This is a genomic window from Actinomycetota bacterium (genome assembly GCA_005888325.1).
GTDB lineage: Bacteria > Actinomycetota > Acidimicrobiia > Acidimicrobiales > AC-14 > AC-14.
The window spans coordinates 1-4,419 of the sequence record VAWU01000042.1; the positions used below are offsets into that span (position 1 = coordinate 1).

5 protein-coding genes are annotated in these 4,419 nt (G+C 65.4%); 1 reads left to right on the plus strand and 4 read right to left on the minus strand.

What is annotated here, in order from left to right:
* The 3 genes from E6G06_14640 to E6G06_14650 all read right to left on the minus strand — a co-directional run.
* Positions 1 to 641, minus strand: a 641-nt coding sequence (locus E6G06_14640; GenBank protein ID TML89319.1) for an NADPH:quinone reductase, incomplete at its 3' end; no start/stop codon positions are given.
* A gap of 41 nt (positions 642 to 682) precedes the next feature.
* Entirely contained in the window at positions 683 to 1,852 is a 1,170-nt protein-coding gene (locus E6G06_14645) for a Gfo/Idh/MocA family oxidoreductase (protein ID TML89320.1), read from the minus strand.
* Entirely contained in the window at positions 1,812 to 2,417 is a 606-nt protein-coding gene (locus E6G06_14650) for a YceI family protein (protein ID TML89321.1), read from the minus strand. The genes E6G06_14645 and E6G06_14650 overlap by 41 nt, the downstream gene beginning before the upstream one ends.
* Before the next feature lie 77 nt (positions 2,418 to 2,494).
* On the opposite strand from E6G06_14650, the gene E6G06_14655 reads away from it, so the two are divergent.
* Positions 2,495 to 3,010 carry a winged helix-turn-helix transcriptional regulator gene (locus tag E6G06_14655; protein ID TML89322.1) on the plus strand — a complete coding sequence of 172 codons (516 nt, stop codon included), beginning with the start codon at positions 2,495 to 2,497 and terminating at the stop codon, positions 3,008 to 3,010.
* Positions 3,011 to 3,684: 674 nt separating this feature from the next.
* On the opposite strand, the gene E6G06_14660 is transcribed toward E6G06_14655, so the two are convergent.
* On the minus strand, positions 3,685 to 4,374 hold the full coding sequence (locus tag E6G06_14660) for a YHS domain-containing protein (protein ID TML89323.1): 690 nt from the start codon (positions 4,372 to 4,374) through the stop codon (positions 3,685 to 3,687).
* Between the last annotated feature and the right edge of the window lie 45 nt (positions 4,375 to 4,419).

Below are 4,419 nucleotides of genomic sequence, written 5' to 3' on the forward strand. Positions count from 1 at the left end.
ACTCCGGCAGGGAGGATGTCGCGCACCTGCCGGGCAACATTGCCGTCATCGATGAGGACGTGGTCCACGCCGACATCGGTGAGGGCTGCGAGCTTGTTCGCGCGGCGCGTCGTGGAGAGCACGGTCATGTTCCGCTGCTTGGCGAGAACTGCTGCCGCCATGCCCACCGAAGACGTGCCGCCGCGAATGAGGATGGACTGCCCGGGTCGCGAGTCGAGACCGACGGTGAGCGAGCCGTACGCCGTCTGCAGCATCTCGGGCACGGCGCCGAGGGTCGACCACTCGAGATCGCTTGCGAACGGGATCACCTGGCTCGCCGGCACGCACGTGTACTCGGCGTAGCCCCCGTCGAACGTGCGCCCCATGCCGCCCATCATGGTGACGACCTGGTGGCCGACGGGGAACTCCCCGCCCGGACACTGGGCCACGACGCCGGCAGCCTCGATGCCCAGAACCCGCGGGAACGTCACACCGGATGCGAGGCCCTGGCGGGTATGCAGCTCCGACCGGTTCAGCCCGAACGCCTTGACCTCGATCAACACCCAGCCGGCGGCCGGCGTCGGAACTGGGAGCTCGCGGATCGTCAGCGCATCGGGAGGGCCCGGCGCGTCGAGGACGATCGCACGCATGGTGTCCGTCATCCAAACCTCCTGGGCTCTGACACTCGGCTCGGGGCAGCGGCCTATACCTTCACGCGTTCCCCTGATGCGGCGGACCTCTCGATGGCGGCGATGACCTCGTGGCGCCGGACGGCATCCGCGAAGTCCGGCACGGTGTGTTTCCCGTTGTCGATGTCCGCCGCGAACGCGGCGTAGGTACGCCCGACGTTGAAGGCGGGAACTCCTTGCAGGCTCGTGAGCGCGGGCCACTTCTGGGACAACGCGGCCGGGACAACGAGCCCGGCTGGCTCGCTCTGCCCCTGTGCTCCTGCGACGCTCACAGGAAAGATTCCGGGGAACGGGGCGTCAGCGGTGATCCGAAGCGTTCCGTCGGTTCCGTTGATCTCCCACAGGAAGCCGGTACCGCCGGCCACGGCTTCACGGACGTGAACGCTGGCGGTCGTGCCGGAGATGAGGGTGCCAATGATCGCGACTTGGTCGGCTGCCGTCTTCACGACCTCCTCGCCGGTCTCGTCGATCTTGATGAGCGGCCGGCGAAGATCCGACACCGCGGACAGGTCGGCGAACTCGCCCAGTACGTAGCTGAGGGTGTCCAGGCTGTGGCCCACCGCGATCGTGAGCAGGTTGGCCCCGTTTGTGTTGTCGAGCATGTAGGCGTTCGCCTTGACCACGGCGTCGCCCGGAATCGACAGCCCAACCATGGTCGTCGACAGGACCTCACCGACATAGCCGTCGTGGAGCAGCTCTTGGACGAACTCGATCGCCGGGGCCTGGCGGGCCTGCAACCCGACGACCGTGCGCACGCGCTGCTCGGCCGCGAGCGTTGCCATCGCCTGCGCCTCGTCGAGGTCGCGCCCTAGTGGCCACTCACAGTAGACGGCCTTGCCGGCGGCCACCGCGGCGGACACGAGCTCTCGGTGGTGCGGGACCTTGACCGTCACTGCCACCACGTCGATGTCTGAGCGAGTGACCAATTGTTCGTGGTTAGAGAACACCGCGGTCACCCCGAACTCTTCGCCAGCGGCACGCGCGGACGCCGCGCTACGCGCGCTCAGCGCGCGGATTTCGTAGTTCGGCAGCGCGCGCAGCGCCGGGATGTGGGCGGTGGCGGCCCAACCCCGGGTGGGGTTGACACCGATGATTCCGACTCGCAGCTTCGATCGTGTTGATTCCACTTGACCGGGTGCCTGATCAGGCGACCGCGGCCTTGGCGGCCGCGATGGCTTGGACAGCCAATTCGATCCGGACGGCCTTGCCGACGAGGAGGCCGCCGGTCTCGAGCGTCACGTTCCACATGAGCCCGAAGTCCTCGCGGTTGATGTCGGTGGCTGCGCTGAAGCCGATGCGCTCGTCGCCCATCGGGGAGGCGCCGCCACCGTCGAAGTCGACTTGCAAGGTGACGGGCTTGGTGGTGTCCCGCACGGTGAGGTCGCCGACCAGCTCCCAGGAGTTGTCGTGCAATGGCCTCACTTCGGTCGACGCGAAGGTAATGGTGGGGTAGTGCTCGACGTCGAAGAAGTCCGCGCTCTTGAGGTGGGCATCTCGGTCGTCGTTGCCACTGCTCAGGCTGGCGACGTCGATCCCCACTTCGGCGTGCGACTTCTCCGGGTCTTCGGCGATCGTGATCTGACCGCGCACGTCGTTGAACCGGCCGCGTACCTTGGTGATCATGAGGTGACGGCCCACGAACTCGACGGACGTGTGGGGGCTGTCAATGTCGTAAACGCCGGCGACGGGGATGAGCCGATCGTCACGGGTCCGGAGCACACTGACTGTTCGATCCGACACAGGGATCATCTCCTTCGGTTTGCTGACGTGACCACAATATCGGCTGATGGCTGTCACGTCAACAAAAAGTCGGGTAGGGTTTGCTGATGGCAGAACCGCGCTGGCTCGACGAACGCGAAGCCCACCTTTGGCGGAGCTGGCTGCGCCTCAACCAGGACCTACTGAGCGTTCTCGAGGAGCAGATCAATCGCGAGGGTGGTCTGTCCGGCGCGGACTATGCCGTCCTCGTCCCCCTGTCGGCGGCGCCCAACGGCATGCTCCGCGCCCGAGAGCTGGGCCGCGAGATCTTGTGGGATCGCAGTCGTCTCTCCCATCAACTGGGTCGCATGGAGAAGCGGGGCCTTCTGGTCCGCGAGGAGTGCGCGGAGGACGCACGCGGCGCCATGGTCCGCATGACCGACGCCGGCCGCGCGGCAATCACTCGCGCCGCGCCCGGACACGTGGCCGCTACCCGCCGCAACTTCTTCGATCACCTGTCCAACAAGGAAGTGGACCAGCTCAGCAGCCTGATCGACCGCGTCCTCGCCAACCTCGAACGCGACGATGGCAGTAACCGAGGACGAAGCTCAGATCGTCAGGCCAGTCAGAAGCCAAAGCGATAGACCGGATCGAAACTGACGACAATTCGCCAACAGTGTGAGTTCTGGCCGAACTTTCACGACGGCCTCGAGCGCGGTGCGGCCCAGCGTCGGAGCGTGCCGCAGTGCGACGGCGAGGAATTCGGCTAGCACGCGTACGTTCGCACGCGTGCAACGGTGATGCGGCCTAGGAACTGGCGCGATCGGTGCCTATTGCGGCCAAGAGCGCCATCTGAGCAGCTTCGTCGACGATTTCATCGATGCTCACATCGGACTGGGTGCTGTGATCGGACGCCGATTTTGGCACTGGCCAGCAACAAGCGGCCCAATCGCATAACGAGTGCACGAGAGTGGACTCGAAGCTTGCGATCGCTACTGTTTCCGTTCCGTGATCGCGTCTTCCTCTTGGCCACCCTGAGTGAGATAATCGAGTAGTTTGACGACCGTTTGCACGAATTGTCGCTTCGAAAGGTGTCCTACCAAGGGCGCTAAAACGACCCGGAGGGACACCATTGGAACCCCGAGGCTCGCTGGAATACTTCACGTTCGGCCTGGTCGGCGCCGCAGCGCTAAGGCCGTCACTCGTCAGAGTCGTCGCTGTGCTTGCGACGATAAAAGGTCCTCCGTCTATCATCGTGCCGCCGCACCGACCACCATCATGACGACCATGAGCACGACGAGAGCCGCTGATCCGCTCATCATCGTTGGTCACCCGCCAACTCGTAGCGTTCGGGGGCGTCGAGGAAACGCCTTAGGCAGTCCTCCGAGCAGAACTGAATCTGGCGACCGTGCCAACCGAGGTTCGCCTCGGACGACGAGTCGTCGAGTTCCATGCCGCAGACCGGGTCCGTGGTCTTGGCGCTCCTTGGCGCCGCGGTGTGCACCGCGAACAGCTCGACCGGCTCGGCGACTCCCTTGAGCGTCACTGGACCGAGCGTGTCGACATCGAGATCAGCGACGCTGCGACGGACATCGTCGGAGATCATGAACTGGTGGCGGCGGGCCGCCCCGGTGATCCGGGCCGCCAGGTTCACGTTGGTGCCGACGTAGTCGCCGTCGCGGTACAGGACCGAGCCGGTGTGCGCACCGATCCGCAGCGCCGGAAAGCGTGGCTCGGCAGCCGCCGATTCGTGCATCCGTACGCCGAAAGCGATGGCTGAGGCGGGATGCGAGAAGACCAGCATGAACTCGTCACCGATCTGCTTGATGACCTGGCCGTCGCAATGAAACGCCAGTTCGCGCACCATGTCGGCGAAGCGCTCGACGACGCGGGCCGCGACCGCATCGCCCATGGCCTCGGTCAGCGGAGTGAAGCTCGAAAGGTCGACGAACAAGACGGTTCGTACCAGTTCGCCGATGGTCTCTGACGGCGGCGTCGTCTCCTCCATCAGGTGCAGCAGGAGGTCCTCGCGGTTGGCCCGCTCCCACGCCTT

Excerpts from the sequence above, each read along its gene's own strand:
- E6G06_14650 (TML89321.1), bottom strand. The coding sequence starts at position 2,417 with ATGATCCCTGTGTCGGATCGAACAGTCAGTGTGCTCCGGACCCGTGAC.
- E6G06_14655 (TML89322.1), top strand. The coding sequence starts at position 2,495 with ATGGCAGAACCGCGCTGGCTCGACGAACGCGAAGCCCACCTTTGGCGG.
- E6G06_14660 (TML89323.1), bottom strand. The coding sequence starts at position 4,374 with ATGGAGGAGACGACGCCGCCGTCAGAGACCATCGGCGAACTGGTACGA.